The 14,096-nt window shown below is 49.9% G+C and carries 14 protein-coding genes and 3 pseudogenes; 11 read left to right on the top strand and 6 right to left on the bottom strand.

What is annotated here, in order from left to right:
• Nucleotides 1-452: pseudogene (locus G614_RS0126125) on the bottom strand (hypothetical protein); the annotation flags it as partial.
• A 201-nt stretch (nt 453-653) separates the two neighbouring features.
• Between G614_RS0126125 and G614_RS32285 the strand changes: the two are divergent.
• Together G614_RS32285 and G614_RS29120 are read left to right on the top strand one after the other, a co-directional pair.
• A pseudogene (locus G614_RS32285) lies at nt 654-1,652 on the top strand (DUF4368 domain-containing protein); the annotation flags it as partial.
• Between the two features lie 119 nt (nt 1,653-1,771).
• Nucleotides 1,772-2,071, top strand: a complete 300-nt coding sequence (locus G614_RS29120) for a MarR family transcriptional regulator (protein ID WP_242828234.1) — start codon at nt 1,772-1,774, stop codon at nt 2,069-2,071.
• 57 nt (nt 2,072-2,128) lie between these two features.
• Here the strand turns inward: G614_RS29120 and G614_RS0126110 are convergent, their stop codons facing one another.
• Together G614_RS0126110 and G614_RS31650 are read right to left on the bottom strand one after the other, a co-directional pair.
• Nucleotides 2,129-3,538, bottom strand: a complete 1,410-nt coding sequence (locus tag G614_RS0126110) for an ATP-binding protein (RefSeq protein WP_027644212.1) — start codon at nt 3,536-3,538, stop codon at nt 2,129-2,131.
• Between the two features lie 154 nt (nt 3,539-3,692).
• A complete protein-coding gene (locus G614_RS31650; protein ID WP_155245165.1) occupies nt 3,693-3,884 on the bottom strand; it encodes a hypothetical protein in 192 nt (63 codons plus the stop codon).
• Between the two features lie 158 nt (nt 3,885-4,042).
• Between G614_RS31650 and holA the strand changes: the two genes are divergently transcribed.
• The 3 genes and pseudogenes from holA to G614_RS30930 all read left to right on the top strand — a co-directional run.
• Complete coding sequence (gene holA, locus G614_RS0126100; RefSeq protein WP_027644211.1) at nt 4,043-5,023, top strand: DNA polymerase III subunit delta; 981 nt, start codon at nt 4,043-4,045, stop codon at nt 5,021-5,023.
• A 20-nt stretch (nt 5,024-5,043) separates the two neighbouring features.
• Nucleotides 5,044-5,616, top strand: a complete 573-nt coding sequence (locus tag G614_RS0126095) for a TIGR01440 family protein (protein WP_027644210.1) — start codon at nt 5,044-5,046, stop codon at nt 5,614-5,616.
• A 39-nt stretch (nt 5,617-5,655) separates the two neighbouring features.
• Nucleotides 5,656-5,847 (top strand): annotated as a pseudogene (locus G614_RS30930) (cytidylate kinase family protein); the annotation flags it as partial.
• Nucleotides 5,848-5,954: 107 nt separating this feature from the next.
• Here the strand turns inward: G614_RS30930 and G614_RS32115 are convergent.
• From G614_RS32115 to rpsT, 3 genes are all read right to left on the bottom strand, one after another.
• On the bottom strand, nt 5,955-6,098 hold the full coding sequence (locus tag G614_RS32115) for a hypothetical protein (protein WP_166430232.1): 144 nt from the start codon (nt 6,096-6,098) through the stop codon (nt 5,955-5,957).
• Nucleotides 6,099-6,121: 23 nt separating this feature from the next.
• The gene (locus tag G614_RS29115; RefSeq protein ID WP_002569425.1) at nt 6,122-6,271 is read right to left on the bottom strand and encodes a hypothetical protein; all 150 of its coding nucleotides are present in this window, start codon (nt 6,269-6,271) and stop codon (nt 6,122-6,124) included.
• A 156-nt stretch (nt 6,272-6,427) separates the two neighbouring features.
• A complete protein-coding gene (gene rpsT, locus G614_RS0126075) occupies nt 6,428-6,691 on the bottom strand; it encodes a 30S ribosomal protein S20 (protein ID WP_002569424.1) in 264 nt (87 codons plus the stop codon).
• Between the two features lie 197 nt (nt 6,692-6,888).
• Here rpsT and gpr point away from each other — a divergent pair, with 197 nt between their 5' ends.
• From gpr to ahpC, 6 genes are all read left to right on the top strand, one after another.
• Complete coding sequence (gene gpr / locus G614_RS0126070; RefSeq protein ID WP_027644209.1) at nt 6,889-7,899, top strand: GPR endopeptidase; 1,011 nt, start codon at nt 6,889-6,891, stop codon at nt 7,897-7,899.
• Nucleotides 7,900-7,972: 73 nt separating this feature from the next.
• The gene (locus G614_RS0126065) at nt 7,973-9,373 is read left to right on the top strand and encodes a stage II sporulation protein P (RefSeq protein ID WP_027644208.1); all 1,401 of its coding nucleotides are present in this window, start codon (nt 7,973-7,975) and stop codon (nt 9,371-9,373) included.
• Between the two features lie 73 nt (nt 9,374-9,446).
• Complete coding sequence (gene lepA, locus G614_RS0126060; RefSeq protein WP_027644207.1) at nt 9,447-11,261, top strand: translation elongation factor 4; 1,815 nt, start codon at nt 9,447-9,449, stop codon at nt 11,259-11,261.
• Between the two features lie 21 nt (nt 11,262-11,282).
• Nucleotides 11,283-12,560 (top strand): coproporphyrinogen-III oxidase family protein, encoded by a 1,278-nt coding sequence (locus G614_RS0126055; protein WP_027644206.1) that lies wholly within the window; start codon nt 11,283-11,285, stop codon nt 12,558-12,560.
• A 72-nt stretch (nt 12,561-12,632) separates the two neighbouring features.
• Nucleotides 12,633-13,370: a DNA alkylation repair protein gene (locus tag G614_RS0126050; RefSeq protein WP_027644205.1), complete on the top strand. Its 738-nt coding sequence runs from the start codon at nt 12,633-12,635 to the stop codon at nt 13,368-13,370.
• A 157-nt stretch (nt 13,371-13,527) separates the two neighbouring features.
• Complete coding sequence (ahpC, locus tag G614_RS0126045; RefSeq protein WP_027644204.1) at nt 13,528-14,094, top strand: alkyl hydroperoxide reductase subunit C; 567 nt, start codon at nt 13,528-13,530, stop codon at nt 14,092-14,094.
• Nucleotides 14,095-14,096 lie beyond the last annotated feature (2 nt).

Genomic DNA, 14,096 nt, shown 5'->3' with positions numbered 1-14,096 from the left:
ATGAAGCCGAAATTTTTATCCAGGTAATAAAAGTAATAGTATTTGCATTTACGCATAACGGTTTTAAGTTCCAGCTTTCCGTCCGGCTGTTTAAGGGGCTGGAAAGTCTGGCATCCTTCCACAACGGAGAGGATGCAGATAAGGCCTTCCGGTACGGGGTTTGTTTTCAGAATATCAAGGGCAGTCTGCTCTTTTGGGATTTTGGAGGATGTCAGGTAGACCAGGGGACGGTTTTCATATGCCGCCATGCTTTCCACATGGGAGACGATATCGTCCGTGACCGTATTGGCGTAAGCGGAAAAATCCTTCAGCAGGACGTCAAGGCAGGAAAGGAAATATTTCCGCCCGGAAAGGGAAAACAGCTGGAAAATATGCCCTTTGATGATAATCCTGTCAAAAAAGGAAAAAATACCGTTGATTTTATCTTTGTATTGCTCTAAAATAGTGTTCATAGGGTCATCCTTTCGTATGAATGCTTGCAGGGAAATTTAGTTTCCGATGGAGAGTGGTACACAGATACCGTATATGTGCATTATAGCACGTGCATCTACGAACAGGATGATTCTTTTATGTTTTTAAATTTGTTTGCAGCTGTAAGCTGCGGTATGATGTAGTTGGAATAGTAATATTGCAACTTTCCATTTGTAGGGGGGGAACAGCAGACCCCCACGCCGGGAACGCTGGAATACCGCCGGACGGGAAGCACACGCCGCTACCACCCCGGCTATGAGTGCAAATGGGCGACCAACACCGTGGCGCATATCCTTGAAAACCGGGAATACACGGGCTGCCTTGTGAACTTCAAGACCGAGAAAGTGTCCTACAAGGTGAAGCAGAGCAAGGAGAACCCCGCCGAAAAGCAGGTAGTCTTTGAGAACCACCACGAGCCTATCATAGACCGTGACACATGGGAACGGGTGCAGGAGCTACGCAAGCAGCGCAAACGCCCCAACCGCTATGATGAAGTGGGCTTGTTCTCCGGCATACTCTTTTGTGCGGATTGCGGAAGCGTCATGTACCAACAGAGGTATCAGACGGACAAGCGGCGCAGGACTGCTACATATGCGGCAGCTACAAGAAGCGCACCCGTGACTGTACGGCGCACTTTATCCGCACTGACCTTTTGACCGAGGGAGTGACCGAGAGCCTGCGGCAAGTCACCAGCTACGCTGCCAAGCATGAAGCACGGTTTATGAAGCTCTTGACCGAGCAGACCGAGGACGGGAGCAAACGCCGGAACGCCGCCAAGAAGAAAGAACTGGAAGCGGCAGAAAAACGGATTGCGGAACTCTCCGCTATCTTCAAGCGGCTGTATGAGGACAGCGTGACCGGGCGCATATCGGACGAGCGTTTCACGGAATTGTCGGCAGACTATGAAGCCGAGCAAAAGGAACTGAAAGAACGTGCCGCCGTTCTGCAGGGCGAGCTTTCAAGGACACTGGAAGCCACGGCAAACGCTGAAAAGTTTATGAAAGTGGTACGCAAGTACACCAGCTTTGAGGAACTTACCCCTCCTGTTACGGGAGTTTGTGGAGAAAATCGTTATCCACGAATCGGAATCATTGGACGGGAAACGCCGGGGGAAGCTCCGCAGACAGGAAATCGAAATCTATTATTCTTTCGTCGGCAAGGTAGATTTGCCCGACGCATAAAGCCCGACCTGTCCGGCAGTCAGCCGGATAGGAACGGCAAAATTTTTTACGCTTCTTTTACTTCTTTATCTCACATGAGCAAAGGCAACGGGAATCTGACAAAAGTCACCAGTCCGATTATGGAAAATGAGCGTTCCTACCGGGGGCTTAATTTCTTTGCAGAGCGTGACCTGCGAGTACTTGAAGCCGTCAGCTGTGGAGAATACATGACTTTTGGAATGCAGGGAAAAGACATCCGCCAGTATCTGGGAGATATCAGTTCCTCCGCCATGTCCAGAATATTCAAGAGGCTCCGCCTTCACGGGATCATTGAACGAGTTCAGGGAACTTATAAATATTTTCCAACAGCCTACGGCAAAGAAGTCATTGCCGCTGGGCTTGCTATTAGAAATCTTGTGCTTATACCAGCTTTGGCATAAGTGTTTTTTCTACGCAGAAATTTTGCCATTTTGCGCTAAAAATCATTTATAAGTGGCCTAATTAGTACTTTTTTCCAACTTATCCAAAATATTTTCATAGCTTACAAGTGTGACATTTCTTGTTTCCATCGCCTTATCCACACATCCTTTTGTAAATCCTCTCTTTGCAAACAGATATAAGTGTACATTTTGATAATGAAACAACTGGCTTCGTTCTATCAGAGTCTCCAATACCCCCACATCCACTTTCTCATTTATCCATTTACATTCACCAAATAACGCGGTATTTCTATCCTGCTCCCCCATAATATCAATCTCTGTCTGGCTACGGGTAGATGGATCAGTTCCCCACCAGCGCCCGAGTTCTTTGAATTCCACAAGGGATTCACCGCTCAAAAGCAATTTCCAAAGATACTGCTTGCAAATTTCCTCAAACACCCTGCCCATATAGTCCGACAGATATGGTTCAATTCGTTTATATGCCAAGTCAGCTGCTCCACGAGCAATAATGGAATTGTTTTCCGGCACAAACCGGTACCAAAACCGATACATATTATCATCAATAGAATAGATTGACTTTCGGGAGGCCTTTTCACCATAAGGAGTTTCCTTTTGAATCAATCCCAATGCTATCAGATTTTTTAGATAGCCAGCACAAACACTACTATCTTCCCCAACCTTAGTAGAAATTTCTGCCATGCGGGAAGCACCGGTTGCAATTGCAGTAATAATCGCATTGTAAAGTGCTGGCTCTCGTACCTCCTGCTTTAACAAATTTTCTGGTTCTTCAAAAAGAGAGGATGTCACATTCAGAAATGTATTCTTAATATTATCCTCAACACTTAACCGATCATTCATTTGCAAAAGATACTGTGGTGTACCACCTACAATACCGTAAATCAGAGCCTTATCCTCAGCAGAAAAGTTTTTGAAGCATTGACAGGCATCTGCAAAATCAAAAGGTAAGATCTTCATCTGCGCTGTTCGCCTGCCATAAAGCGGCGCTTTATAGGCCAGAACATGATCTTCCATATAAGACATGGAGGAACCGCAAAGAATCAGCATTAGTTTAGAGTTGTCCTTATATTTGTCAATTAAAAGCTGCAAAGTAGAGGCCAAACTCTTGGAGGAACGAGCTACATAAGGATACTCATCAATGGCCAGAATCAAACGCTCTTTTTCCGCCAACCGGAATACATATTCTAATGCTGCCTGGAAAGATAAAAAAGCGGTTTCTGCCCGAATGCCTGTACCAAACTCCATAATATCTTTACTTAAGTTTTCCAGGTTTTGTTTAGCATTACTCTCTACACCCATAAAATACAGCGCTCTTTTATCCTTAATGAATTGATTAATGAGCGCAGTCTTGCCTACTCGACGGCGACCATAGATAACGGCAAACTCAAACTTGTCTGATGTATATAATTTATTCAAGGAAGCTAACTCACACTCTCTGCCAATAAACATACGCCTACCTCCATTTTACTTTCTCTAAACTATAACATATTGCTGAATTTTAGTCAAATATGATTTACTAATTTATAATTCACCAACCAAAAATACCTTATGCAACTTCCTTATTTTGAAGTGCAGAATCGCTTCAACAAATATTTTTTGTCAATCAAGGCTCTTTCAAAAATGGTGTAGTAGTGGTGTAGTAAGCGCCTTTCTCTACCATGAAACCATTGATTTCACAGGCTTTTTCGGGACTTTTCAAGATGTCCTTTTCAGTTTTAAGTTTTCTTCTCCCATAGTTTCCTTTTGCCTCCCGTTTTTTGGCATGAACAAAATTCCTTACATATATATGTTCCATGACTTCAGTCTACTATAAATCCAGGAGATGAACAAGGAAACTTTGTACCTTAAGCAGCACTTTTCAAACATGCTCTAGTGACAAATCACCTGGCCCTGTGTTATACTGAAACTGGAAAACATCAGCCAATTGACGGGATATGGAAGGACGACCTTTACATGCAGACATTAAACCAGGATATAAAAGACCGCACATTTAAGCCTGTATACCTTCTGTTCGGTGAAGAGGCCTTCTTAAAGAAAAGTTATAAGAGCCGTCTGAGAGAAGCCCTTACAGGCGGGGATACCATGAATTATAATTATTTCGAAGGCAAAGGGATGAATGTGAACGAAATCATCGGCCTTGCGGACACCATGCCTTTTTTTGCGGAGAAGCGCCTTGTACTTATGGAGGACAGCGGATTCTTTAAAGGCGGGCCAGGAGCGGACGAGCTGACTGAGTACATGGGAGGAATCCCCGAATCCACCTGTCTTGTATTTGTGGAATCGGAAGTGGACAAGAGGAGCAGACTATATAAGGCAGTGAAGAAATACGGCTATGCTGCGGAACTGGGCCATCAGGAACCGGCCCAGCTTGCCAGATGGGCGGCAGGCATCCTGTCTAAAAACGGTAAGAAGATTACCGGCCGCACCATGGAATTCTTCCTGAGTAAGGCGGGGGATGACATGGAGAACATCAGCTCGGAGCTGGAAAAGCTTATAAGCTATACTCTTGGCCGGGAGGTAATCACGGATGAGGACGTGGAGGCTATCTGTACCACCCAGGTAACCAATAAGATATTTGACATGATAACAGCCATATCGGCACGGCAGACCCGCAAGGCCATGGATCTCTATGAGGATCTTCTGACGCTGAAGGAACCGCCCATGCGCATCCTTTTTCTGATAGCAAGGCAGTTCAATCAAATCCTTCAGGTCAAGGACCTGATGGGAAAGGGGTTGGATAAAAGCATCATAGCGTCCAGGCTCAAGCTTCAGCCCTTTGTGGTGGGAAAAATCATGCTGCAGGCCAAGACATTTACCAAGGAACAGATCCTGTCCTATGTGAATCTCTGTGTGGATGCCGAGGAAGGCGTTAAGACCGGTAAGCTGCAGGACCGGCTGGCGGTGGAACTGCTCATAGCAAACAAATATGAATAAAAATAAGAGGAATGAAGGCGATGGATATGATGGAGACAATTGAACTGGAAGATTTAAGGGCTCAGGCCAGGCAGGTGCTGGAGGAGCTTATGGAGGTGGCCCGCCTGAAGCCGGGACAGATTCTGGTGGTAGGCTGTTCGTCCAGCGAGATAGACAGCTTTAAGATTGGGTCCCACTCAAGCGCGGAGATAGGGATGGCTGTGTATACGGCTCTTTACCAGGCACTAAAGCCAAAGGGAATCTATCTGGCTGCCCAGTGCTGCGAACATTTAAACCGTGCCCTGATTCTGGAGGCAGAGGCAGCTCAGGCTTACGGCTATGAACCGGTGAATGTGGTTCCCCAGCTAAAGGCCGGAGGTTCTTTTGCCACGGCTGCGTATGCTACCCTGGAACATCCCGTGGCAGTGGAGCACATCAAGGCCCATGCGGGAATTGATATAGGCGATACCCTCATTGGCATGCACATGAAGGACGTGGCAGTCCCTGTGCGGATTAAGACAAAAGAGATAGGAAGCGCCCATGTGGTATGCGCCAGGACCAGACCTAAGTTTATCGGCGGTATCAGGGCCCGCTACGACGAGGAGAATATGTAAGGACCGCAGCCGGTTACTATCATAGAATATTAAAATGGTCCCGGACTCTCCAGAGAGGAGGCCAAGGCCGGCATCCTGGCAGTGGACAAGAGGCGCAAGGCATACCATGAATATTATTCCACCACCCAGTGGGGAGATATGGCTGCGTATGATATCTGCCTTAACAGCGGGCTGGCAGGGGTGGAAGGATGTCTGGAAGCAGCCCTGACCTATATTAAGTACGTGAAATGATTGGTTTGTAACAATATGTAAAGCCGGTACCCGGAAGAAAAATGAAAAATCCCAGGCAGAAAAAGCAGGCAACCGCTTATCTGTCTGGGATTTTCCCTTTTAAAGCCTTATTCTCCGCCAGGGCCGTCACGGCGCGGCCTGAAAGACTCAGGCAGGGGCTCTGCATAAGCGCCCTTGTCCTTCTTCACATGGTCCGTATCGTTGGAACAGTCCCTGTTTTCCGCTGTATCCTGATTCTTGGTATGATTCATGATTCTGCCTCCTTTGGATGCTGTTAACTTCCCTCTTTCACGATTTCATCCAGAACCTTAATCAGGTCCTGCAATGTTTCCAGGTGCACATTGCGTTCCAGGATGCAGTTTTTCAGGTCAACGGAAAGGGTTTCGAATTTGTCCCGAATTTTCGGGGAAACGTAGGATGCCATATCTATCACCTCGATGATAGTATGGGCCGGAATCGTAATTTTATGCATCATATGAAATGGGGATTCAGAATAAACATTCAGAGAAAAAAACCTCCCGGTGGGTTGGTCCGGAAGGAAGAGTGTCTGAAATTCCTTAACAATGAATATCTCTATAAATTAAGCGATGGAATTAACAGCCTTGGATAAGCGGGATACCTTGCGGGAAGCATTATTCTTGTGATATACTCCCTTGGTAGCAGCCTTGTCAATCTCAGTGGTAGCAGCCAGCAGTGCAGCCTGGGCAGCAGCCTTGTCCCCAGCAGCAACAGCAGCGTCAACCTTCTTGATTGCAGTTTTAACCTTGGATCTGATCGCCTTGTTTCTTGCAGCCTTAGTCTCGTTTACTAAGATTCTCTTCTTTGCAGATTTAATGTTAGCCAATGAAATACACCTCCGTTCTTCATATTATAATCTTTGTGTTTTCCATCAAAGCCTGGACACGGACAGTTCAATGTAAACATACTATTGTATTCTAGCTAATCTGACCCGGAATGTCAAGTCATATTTGGCGAATTTTTGAATATTTCCGGCCATAATCGCAGAAACTGATGGAAGAATGATATGTGAGGTGGATGAATATGGAGGACAATGAAGCTGTAAACGCTGTCAATGAGGCCACGTCCGGTACCTTCCAGGTAAGGACGGACCTGGCGCTGGAACAGCGTGAGAGTTCCATGGGAGAAGGCGGAGACGTATCCGGAGTCCGGCTCAAGGAATGGCATCACCAAAAGAGCGGCCTTAAACTGACAGAGGTAAAGATACTGAATGAACAGGGAGCCAAGTCAATGGGAAAGCCCAGAGGGACCTACCTGACCCTGGAGGCAGACCGGCTGTCCAAGGCGGACGAGGATTACCACAGTGAGATATCGGAAGAACTGGCCCGCCAGATACGCAGGCTTATGGCAGAGATGATTGGGTACAGGGAGGAGGATTTGCCCTCGGTCCTGGTGGTAGGACTGGGAAATGACTCCGTCACCCCGGATTCCCTGGGCCCCAGGGTGCTGGATAACCTGCAGGTAACAAGGCATCTGGACGGACAGTATGGAAACACCTTCCTGAAGGACAGGAAGCTTCCCGCCATCAGCGGCATAGCGCCCGGAGTCATGGCACAGACCGGCATGGAGACGGCAGAGATTTTAAAGGGAATCATACATGAAACCCATCCTGACCTGATTATTGCCATTGACGCCCTGGCGGCCAGGAGCGTGCGGCGTCTGGGGACAACTATCCAGCTTACGGATACGGGAATCCATCCGGGCTCCGGGGTTGGAAATCACCGCCACAGCCTGACGAAGGAAAGCCTGGGAGTGCCGGTGATGGCCATTGGGGTCCCCACTGTAGTGGGGGCGGCAGCCATTGTCCATGATACCGTCTCCGCCCTTGTGGGAGTGCTGGCGGAAAATGAGAGCACCAGGGGAACCGGGAGCTGGATCGAGGAAATGGACCCGGACGGGCAGTATCAGCTCATACGGGAGCTGTTGGAGCCGGAATTCGGTCCTCTTTACGTCACTCCTCCGGATATTGACCAGTCCGTGAAGCAGTTAAGCTTCACCATATCCGAGGGCATCCATCAGGCTGTTTTTCCGTAAGGTTACGAAACAAGCAATATCCTTTGCGTTCCTGCATATCATAATAATAGTATGATGACAGGTGAATGAATTGATGAGAATAAGACGTGGAGGCGTGGACCGGCTCGTGCGCCGGTTTCTGGCCGGCACGGTCCTTATACTGCTTATGCTCCTGTGGGGCCGGTTTATCAGCCGGGCCGCGGGAAGCATAACAAAGAATGATTGCAGAGATATGATATGCGCAGGTGGACAATGGCTGGTGGAAGCCATATGGAACCAGGCCCATCCGGCAAATATTGCCGTGGTGTCAGGCCCATGGCCGGATGACTGGGGAGGCAATGCAGGCGTCAATGACCCGGATCCTGCTTACCGCAAATACAATGCGGTAAAAACATTTTATGAAGAACACCAGTATCTTGCCTGGTATGGCAATGAAGAATCCGGCCAGCAGACTCCGGAGGAACCAGGAATCCTGGCCTCAGGAGAAGCAGGCGCTGGAGCTGGCGCAGGAGGAACTGCCCAGGACAGGGGAAATATCCAGGGCGGGGGAAATGTCCAGGGCGGGGGAACTGCCGATGCGGGCGCTGCCGGAGCAGACAGTACCCAGGGCCAGGACCTGGCAGCCGGAGCGGGAAGTATGGGAACATCCGGATTACAGGGGGCAAACCAGTCCCTGGAGACCATAACGGGTACACTGGAGCGCCCCATTACCGGCAATACATATGTATTGGAACAGCTGATGGATTACGATTTCCTCATAAAACATTTTTACAGTGTCCATACCTCCACCACGGCGGGCCGTGACCTGATGAATGCCAAGGACCTGCTGAGCCGTGACATGACCATGAAGGGGGATGACTCCAAGCCACAGATACTTATTTACCACACCCATTCCCAGGAGGCCTATAAGGATTCCGGCCCGGGACAGACCGTGGTGGGCGTGGGGGACTACCTGACCCGGCTTCTGGAGGCCAAGGGTTACAATGTATACCACGACAAATCGGTTTATGACTTGAAAAACGGCCAGCTGGACCGGAGCAAGGCCTATAATTACGCTCTGGAAGGAATTACGAACATACTGCAGCAGAATCCCTCCATCGAGGTGGTGCTGGATATCCACAGGGACGGGGTGGGGGAAAACCTGCATCTGGTCACCCAGGTGGATGGCAGGGACACGGCGCAGATTATGTTTTTCAACGGACTGAGCCAGACGCCGGAGGGTCCTATTGAGTACCTGCAGAATCCATACCGGGAGGATAACCTGGCATTCAGCCTCCAGATGCAGCTGGGAGCCGCCGCCTATTATCCCGGCTTTACCCGCAAGATATACCTTAAGGGCCTTCGGTACAATGAACACCTGCGTCCCAAGTCCAGCCTGATCGAGGTGGGAGCCCAGACAAACACGTATGAGGAGGCTTTAAACGCCATGGAGCCCCTGTCAGAACTTCTGGATATGGTGTTGCAAGGAAATAGAAAAGATAGTATAATTCAGTAAGCGAACGGAAGCGTTTTCCATATGGATGCACGCAAGCTTCCGGTGAAGAAATACCACAGAAAGAGGATAAAGCATGCCAACAGTTGACCAGAGTAAAATTCGCAATTTTTGCATCATAGCACACATTGACCACGGCAAGTCCACCCTGGCTGACCGTATTATTGAGAAAACAGGGCTTCTCACCAGCCGTGAGATGCAGGAGCAGGTACTGGATAATATGGACCTGGAGCGGGAGAGGGGAATCACCATCAAGTCCCAGGCAGTCCGTACCGTATATAAGGCCCAGGATGGAAATGAGTACATTTTCAATCTGATAGACACCCCGGGACACGTGGATTTTAACTACGAGGTATCCCGAAGCCTGGCTGCCTGCGACGGCGCCATACTGGTGGTGGATGCCTCCCAGGGAATCGAGGCCCAGACCCTGGCCAACGTATACCTGGCCCTGGACCATGACCTGGATGTGTTTCCGGTTATCAATAAAATCGACCTTCCCAGCGCGGAGCCGGAGCGGGTGGCAGCGGAAATCGAGGATGTCATCGGCCTGGATGCCAGCGACGCCCCCCACATTTCAGCAAAGACTGGCGTAAATATAGAAGAAGTGCTGGAAGCCATAGTCCACAAGATACCAGCCCCAAAAGGTGACCCCGAGGCCCCTTTAAAGGCCCTTATCTTTGACTCCACCTACGATTCCTACAAGGGAGTCATCATATTCTGCCGCATCATGGAGGGAACCGTGAGAAGGGGAACCCCCATCCGCATGATGGCCACCGGCTCCGAGGAGGATGTGGTGGAGGTGGGTTATTTCGGCGCAGGCCAGTTCATTCCCTGTGAAGAGCTGAGCGCCGGCATGGTAGGCTATATCACTGCCAGTATCAAGAATGTACGGGATACACGCGTGGGCGATACGGTGACGTCCAGGGACAACCCCTGCGCCTCACCCCTTCCAGGTTACAAGAAGGTCACGCCCATGGTATACTGCGGCCTCTATCCGGCGGACGGAGCCAAGTACAATGACTTAAGGGATGCGCTGGAAAAGCTTCAGCTCAACGACGCCTCCCTGTTCTACGAGCCGGAGACATCCATTGCCCTGGGCTTTGGATTCCGCTGCGGTTTCCTGGGGCTTCTGCACCTGGAAATCATAGAAGAGCGTCTGGAGCGCGAGTACAACCTGGACCTGGTGACAACGGCCCCGGGCGTTGTATACAGGGTGCACAAAACCACGGGCGAGATGATGGAGCTGACTAATCCGTCCAACCTTCCTGATCCTACGGAAATCGAGTACATGGAGGAGCCAATCGTCAGTGCGGAAATTATGGTGACCACGGAATTTGTAGGTTCAATTATGACGCTCTGCCAGGAGCGCAGGGGCAATTACCTGGGCATGGAATACATCGAGACCACCCGCGCCCTTCTGAAATACGAGCTGCCCTTAAATGAAATCATCTATGATTTCTTCGATGCCCTTAAGTCCCGTTCCAGGGGATACGCTTCCTTTGACTACGAGCTCAAGGGATATGAGCGTTCCAGCCTGGTGAAGCTGGATATCCTAGTGAACCGTGAGGAGGTGGACGCCCTTTCCTTCATCGTACATGCGGATTCCGCCTATGAACGGGGCAGAAAGATGTGCGAGAAGCTGAAGGATGAGATTCCCAGACATCTGTTTGAGATACCGATCCAGGCAGCCATCGGAGGCAAGATCATTGCCAGGGAGACAGTGAAGGCTGTCCGCAAGGACGTGCTGGCCAAGTGCTACGGCGGCGATATCAGCCGAAAGAGAAAGCTGCTGGAGAAGCAGAAGGAAGGCAAAAAGCGCATGCGCCAGATTGGAAATGTAGAGATTCCGCAGAAGGCATTCATGAGTGTGCTGAAGCTGGATGACGAATAAATAGGTGGGATAAATCATAACATGGCAAGCTTACAGAGGAAGCCCTTGGAGCTGTATGTCCATGTGCCCTTTTGCGCCAGGAAATGTCTTTACTGCGATTTCCTGTCCTTCAGGGCGCTGGCGTCTGTCCATGAGGCTTATACCGAACAACTAATCAGGGAAATAGAAGTCCAGGGTGCCTGCTGCCGTGAATACCAGGTCAAGACCGTGTTCATAGGAGGAGGCACTCCTTCTGTTATGGAACCATGTCTTATCAGGGACATCATGCAGGCTCTGAACAGGAATTTTGACATAGCGGGAGACGCCGAAATTACCATTGAGGTCAATCCCGGCACGCTGCTTCAGAACAAGCTTCACATCTACCGTGCGGCAGGAATCAACCGGCTGAGCATTGGCCTTCAGTCCGCGGACAACCAGGAACTTAAGGACCTGGGGAGAATCCATACCTTTGAGGAATTCCTGAAGAGCTACCAGTGCGCCCGCATGGCCGGGTTCACCAACGTGAATGTGGACCTGATGAGCAGCATTCCGGGCCAGACACTGGAGAGCTGGAAGAACACCCTTAAGAAGGTGACCATGCTGAAACCGGAGCACATATCCGCATACAGCCTTATTGTGGAGGAGGGGACACCCTTTTGGGACCGTTATGAAAAGCGGGAAGATGAGGGGGACGGACTTAAAACAGATGATGTCTGCTTTCTGCACCCGCGGGGCGGCCGCCATACGGAGCAGGCTCCCGTTCCCGGAAAAAGAGCGGCCCTTTATCCCGCCCTTCCGGACGAGGAGACAGAGAACCGCATATATCATTTTACCAGGACCTTTCTGGCTGAACAGGGATACGGCCGTTACGAGATATCCAATTACGCCAAGCCTGGCAGGGAGTGCCTGCACAATACAGGCTACTGGAGGGAAGTCCCCTATCTGGGTCTGGGCCTGGGATCGTCCTCCTCAATGAACGGAACACGTTTCTCCAACGAGCGTGATTTGGACGCCTATCTGCACCTGGATTTTTCCGAAGAAGGCGGCTCCTCAGCCCTTTCCCTTCTCAGAGGCCCTGTGGAGGAACTGACCAGGGAAGCCAAAATGGAGGAATTCATGTTCCTGGGACTTCGCATGACAAAGGGCATATCAGAGATAGACTTCGTATCCATGTTCGGAGTCAAAATAGAAGGCATATACGGCCCTGTAATAGAGCGGCTCATTGCGGGCGGACTCTTAAAGCGCGAGGGCGTCTGGATATCCCTGACCGAATGGGGAATGGATGTAAGCAACTTTGTACTCAGTGAATTTCTGCTCTAAAGCGCGTCGGAAAGCAGGGCTAAAACACGCTTTAACCCAGCGGAGCATTGTCATTTAAACCGGGAGATTAAAATGGCTGAGAAGATAACCATACGTGAAACCGTAAGAATAAAACTGGAAGAATCATCAGACCCGGAGTACCGGGAATTCCACTGCCGGCTTCTGCCGGGAATCACCGGCATCATGGGAGTGCGCACACCTGTGCTACGTGGAATCGCAAAAGACCTGAAAAAGAGCGGATGGCAGGAATACATAAAAGAGGTATCGTGTGCCTGGAAGGAAATGGGCCAGGGAACAGGCGGCGTTCTCTACGATGAAATGATAATATGGGGGCTATGTATCTGCGGAGGCTGCCGTGACTGGGATACGGCCAGGGAATACATAACCGACTTCGTCCCGGCCATCAATAACTGGGCAGTGTGCGACATTTTCTGCGGCTCCCTTAAAATCACCGGCCGTTACAAGGAAGAGGTCTGGCAGTTCATCCAGCCTTATTTCCAATCCGGCGAGGAATACAAGCTGCGCTTTGGAACCGTCATGCTGTTATCCCATTACACAGACCTGGACCATCTGGACCGCGCCCTAAAACTGCTGGACGGCGTCCATCATACAGGTTACTATGCCAAGATGGCCGTAGCCTGGGCCGTCTCTGTCTATTTCATCAAATTCCCGGACCAGGTAATGGAATACCTAAAGCAAATCAGCCTGGACGACTGGACTTACAATAAAGCGCTCCAGAAGATTACAGAGTCCTTTCGTGTGGACAGAGAAACAAAGATGCTGGTGCGGCAGATGCGCAGGGGGCGCTGACAGGAGTGTTTTTAGTGACAACCGCGGCGTATCCCCATATCATCCCCCTTGTCCTCGCCAAAAACTTGTGCTACAATCAAACTGATATCAGAAAAGTCAGTTAATTTATGAGGAAACTGGAGTTGTTGTCTTAACAATTGGAGAAAGGAGCATTTTTATGGGGAATCTGATTAACAGGACCATCGGGGAATTTAAGGTACAGGCGTTTTATCAGGGAAAGTTCATGGATGTGACCAGGGAGGACACACTGGGACACTGGTCTGTATTTTTTTTCTACCCGGCTGATTTTACCTTTGTGTGCCCTACGGAGTTAGGGGACCTGGCTGATTTTTATGAGGAATTTAAGGAAGCCGGGTGTGAGATTTACTCGGTGTCGGAGGATACCCATTTTGTCCATAAGGCATGGGCGGATGCCTCGGATACCATCAAAAAGATACATTATCCCATGCTGGGAGATCCGGCCGGGAAGCTTGCCAGAGAGTTCGGCGTGCTGGACGAGGAGGAAGGCCAGGCATTTCGGGGTACCTTTATCCTGAATCCGGAAGGCAGGATTAAGGCATATGAGATTCATGACATGGGAATCGGCCGGAATGCCCGGGAGCTGCTGCGCAAGGTTCAGGCCGCCCAGTTCGTGGAGGAACATGGAGACCAGGTGTGTCCTGCAAAGTGGAAGCCGGGAGAAGAGACGCTGACACCCAGCCTGGATTTGGTGGGAATGCTGTAGGG

Source organism: [Clostridium] clostridioforme AGR2157, from assembly GCF_000424325.1.
Classification (GTDB): Bacteria; Bacillota; Clostridia; order Lachnospirales; family Lachnospiraceae; genus Enterocloster; species Enterocloster clostridioformis_A.
The sequence above is the reverse complement of the archived record's forward strand: the minus strand, read 5'-3'. Positions and strand labels throughout refer to the sequence as shown.

What these genes read in the sequence shown, in the direction of transcription:
- G614_RS29120 (WP_242828234.1), top strand. Translation starts at nt 1,772, where the DNA reads ATGGAAAATGAGCGTTCCTACCGGGGGCTTAATTTCTTTGCAGAGCGT.
- G614_RS0126110 (WP_027644212.1), bottom strand. Translation starts at nt 3,538, where the DNA reads ATGTTTATTGGCAGAGAGTGTGAGTTAGCTTCCTTGAATAAATTATAT.
- G614_RS31650 (WP_155245165.1), bottom strand. Translation starts at nt 3,884, where the DNA reads ATGGAACATATATATGTAAGGAATTTTGTTCATGCCAAAAAACGGGAG.
- holA (WP_027644211.1), top strand. Translation starts at nt 4,043, where the DNA reads ATGCAGACATTAAACCAGGATATAAAAGACCGCACATTTAAGCCTGTA.
- G614_RS0126095 (WP_027644210.1), top strand. Translation starts at nt 5,044, where the DNA reads ATGGATATGATGGAGACAATTGAACTGGAAGATTTAAGGGCTCAGGCC.
- G614_RS32115 (WP_166430232.1), bottom strand. Translation starts at nt 6,098, where the DNA reads ATGAATCATACCAAGAATCAGGATACAGCGGAAAACAGGGACTGTTCC.
- G614_RS29115 (WP_002569425.1), bottom strand. Translation starts at nt 6,271, where the DNA reads ATGGCATCCTACGTTTCCCCGAAAATTCGGGACAAATTCGAAACCCTT.
- gpr (WP_027644209.1), top strand. Translation starts at nt 6,889, where the DNA reads ATGGAGGACAATGAAGCTGTAAACGCTGTCAATGAGGCCACGTCCGGT.
- G614_RS0126065 (WP_027644208.1), top strand. Translation starts at nt 7,973, where the DNA reads ATGAGAATAAGACGTGGAGGCGTGGACCGGCTCGTGCGCCGGTTTCTG.
- lepA (WP_027644207.1), top strand. Translation starts at nt 9,447, where the DNA reads ATGCCAACAGTTGACCAGAGTAAAATTCGCAATTTTTGCATCATAGCA.
- G614_RS0126055 (WP_027644206.1), top strand. Translation starts at nt 11,283, where the DNA reads ATGGCAAGCTTACAGAGGAAGCCCTTGGAGCTGTATGTCCATGTGCCC.
- G614_RS0126050 (WP_027644205.1), top strand. Translation starts at nt 12,633, where the DNA reads ATGGCTGAGAAGATAACCATACGTGAAACCGTAAGAATAAAACTGGAA.
- ahpC (WP_027644204.1), top strand. Translation starts at nt 13,528, where the DNA reads ATGGGGAATCTGATTAACAGGACCATCGGGGAATTTAAGGTACAGGCG.